Source organism: Pseudomonas jilinensis (assembly GCF_003586265.1).
Lineage (GTDB): Bacteria > Pseudomonadota > Gammaproteobacteria > Pseudomonadales > Pseudomonadaceae > Halopseudomonas > Halopseudomonas phragmitis.
This window is the reverse complement of the sequence record NZ_QJSA01000034.1, coordinates 1-2,283: the sequence shown is the minus strand read 5'-3', so window position 1 is coordinate 2,283 and position 2,283 is coordinate 1. Positions and strand designations below refer to the sequence as shown.

2 protein-coding genes are annotated in these 2,283 nt (G+C 56.5%); one reads left to right on the top strand and one right to left on the bottom strand.

Annotated features, from left to right (window positions below; genetic code table 11):
• Positions 1 to 118 precede the first annotated feature (118 nt).
• Positions 119 to 1,897, top strand: a complete 1,779-nt coding sequence (locus C2846_RS18980) for a PAS domain-containing methyl-accepting chemotaxis protein (RefSeq protein ID WP_119702185.1) — start codon at positions 119 to 121, stop codon at positions 1,895 to 1,897.
• An 11-nt stretch (positions 1,898 to 1,908) separates the two neighbouring features.
• Here C2846_RS18980 and C2846_RS18390 read toward each other — a convergent pair.
• On the bottom strand, positions 1,909 to 2,283 hold a 375-nt coding region (locus C2846_RS18390), incomplete at its 5' end, for a GGDEF domain-containing protein (RefSeq protein ID WP_131038245.1).

The following is a 2,283-nucleotide window of genomic DNA, read 5'->3' as shown; positions in this document are numbered from 1 at the left end:
GCACTCAGCTCCTGCAACCGCCCAGCATTGATAGCCTTTTTTTGCGCGGTCTGTAAGAATTTTCAAGACGTCCCCCGAGGTAATACATCCGAATTTAACGGACAACAGAGGGTTAAGCATGTTTAATCTGTCGGCATTTCGCAGGGCCAGTGACACACTGCAGGCCATAGAGGCCACCCAAGGAGTGATCGAGTTCGATCTTCGCGGCAATATCGTTCGCGCCAACGACCTTTTCCTGCAGTTGATGGAATACCGACTGGACGAGGTGCGTGGCAAACACCATCAGCTGTTTGTCGAGCCGGAACTAGCTGCCAGTAGCGACTACCGGCATTTCTGGGAAGCCCTGCGAGCGGGCAAAGCGCAAAGCGGTGAATTCCAGCGGGTCAGTAAAAGCGGTCGTCGTGTCTGGATTCAGGCCACCTACACACCGATACGTCGCGCCGGCCGGGTGGTGCGCATCATCAAGTTCGCAAGCGATATCACGGCCCAAGTTAACCAACGGGCCGACATGGAATCGCAGATGGCCGCCATCGATCGCGCCCAAGCAGTAATTGAGTTTACCCCGGACGGCATTATCCGTTATGCCAACCGCAACTTCCTGCAATTAATGGGCTACCGGCTGGAGGAGATTCGCGACCAACACCACCGCATGTTCGTGAGTGACCAAGAAGCACGCTCGCAAGCCTATGCCGACTTCTGGGCGCAGTTACGCCACGGTCACTTCCAAACCGCGGAGTACCCACGTCTGGCCAAAGATGGTAGTACCGTGTGGATACACGCTACCTACAACCCAATCCTCGATGCTGACGGTAAGGTAGTCAAGGTCATCAAGTTTGCCAGTGATATTACCGCTGAAATTATACGCAAGCAGGAGTTCGAACTGCTGTCACTGGTTGCCAACGAAACCAGCAACTCGATCATCATAAGCGACCCGCAGGGAAGGGTGCAGTACGTCAATTCAGGTTTTACAACACTGACAGGCTTCACACTTGAGGAACTCAGGGGGAAAAAACCCGGCGACTTCCTGCAGGGGCCGGGTACCGACATGCAGACAGTCACCGAGATTCGTCAGCACCTGCAAAATCACTCCCCCTTCTACAGCGAAATTCTCAACTACAATAAACAACGCGACCCCTACTGGGTCTCACTGGCGATCAATCCAGTATTCAACGAACAGCGCCAACTAACCCATTTCATCTCGATCCAGGCCAATATTACCAGCAGCAAGCAACACGCTATCGAGGCCGAAAAACGCTTCTCTGCCATCGGCGTCAGCAATGGAGTGGCCGAATGGAGCAGCGACGGGCGTCTCATTAAAGCTAACAGCTACATGCTCCAGCACCTTGCCCATAGCAACGAAGCGGAACTGCTGGCATGCAACCACAACCTGCGCAACTTGATCAGCAGTGAGGCTTTCCGCAGCCTGCTCGCAGGCCAGCAGTTCGTCGGCGAATTTGCTGTACCCGATGTCAACGGCAAGCCAATTCAATTCAAGGGTACGCTCTGCCCAATCACCGACGCCGAAGGACAGGTGCGTCAGATCGTCAGCTACGGCACAGACGAGCACGCTCAGCACGAGGCAGCCAAGGTCACCGAGCATGAAATGGGGCTTGTACAAGAATCCAGTCGCAAAGTGGCGGACATCGTTGGCAGTATCAACAGCATCACCGAAAAAACCAACTNCACCGAAAAAACCAACTTGCTGGCCCTGAATGCGGCGATCGAGGCCGCCCGCGCCGGTGAGCAGGGTCGCGGCTTCGCCGTGGTGGCCGACGAGGTGCGCAAGCTGGCTCAACAGTCATCCGCCTCGGCGGCAGAAATCGGTGTGCTGATCAAAGAATCGAGCGAGCGCATCGAACGGCTCGGCGCAGCTCTGTATAATCTACGCAACAAATGAGGAACAACAGATCAGGCACAGACCAGTGCGCCACCGCCGGCATCCTTGACCTGATACAAGGCATCGTCTGCCAGACGCAACAGCGTCTGGCAGTCAGGACAATCCGCCGCTTTACCCGGCACCCGGGTTACCAGACCGACGCTAGCACCAACCTTCGCGCCATCCGGCGACGCTAGGGCCAGAGCAGCCACGCCGTCAATCACACCCCGGGCCACCCGCAGAGCACCCTCAGCATCGGTATCGCGTAACACCAGCACAAACTCATCGCCCCCGTAACGGACTGCTAAATCCGTGTCACGCCGAGCACAGCGCTGCAGCACCGCCGCCACGCGCACCAATGCACGATCACCATCTAGATGCCCGTGTCGACTCCCCCTGATTAGGTC